The 560-nt window shown below is 59.3% G+C and carries 2 pseudogenes; one reads left to right on the top strand and one right to left on the bottom strand.

Annotated elements, in window-relative coordinates:
* A pseudogene (locus AC1DE4_RS31850) lies at positions 1-220 on the top strand (LysR family transcriptional regulator); the annotation flags it as partial.
* A gap of 121 nt (positions 221-341) precedes the next feature.
* On the opposite strand, the pseudogene AC1DE4_RS31845 reads toward AC1DE4_RS31850, so the two are convergent.
* Positions 342-560: pseudogene (locus tag AC1DE4_RS31845) on the bottom strand (flavin reductase family protein); the annotation flags it as partial.

Here is a 560-nt window from a genome sequence, read left to right as displayed (position 1 = left end):
CGATGACACCTATGCGCTGGTGTCGCTGGTCTCTGCCGGGCTTGGCATCGGCTTTGCGCCGGAATGGACGCTTGATCTTCCCAATCGCGGCTTTGAACTGAAGAAGGTAAGCGGGATCGACTTCCGGATCGGGCTTGGGATCGCCTGGAACAGAGAAGATCCAACCGCTGGCCGTGATGATATTGTCGACATCGCGCGGTCGCTGGCACGGCGCGGCTGACAACATAGACTAACGGATCTAGGCAGGGTCGGTTGCCCGCCGCTGTTTGTTGCGCTCGCCGAGACGCGATGATGTGGGGGATTGCCATCTGAACCTGTTGATTCGCGCCGCAGGCATGAGTCCAGTAGAGCAACGGCTCGACATCGTCACGCGTTTTAATCGCGCAAACGTGACCGATAAGGATCGCGTGTGAATGGTGGTTGAGTACCGTTTCAAGTTCGCAGTCGATAACCGTCAGCGCATCTTTCAGCGCGGGCGTGCCGGTCGAAAGACTATACCATTGCGCGTCCTGATAGCGCTCGACCCCTCGCCGCCCATCGAAGCCGGCGAAGGACTGCGC

This window comes from Rhizobium sp. 10N414 (assembly GCF_056394785.1).
This window is presented reverse-complemented; position numbering and strand designations above follow the sequence as displayed.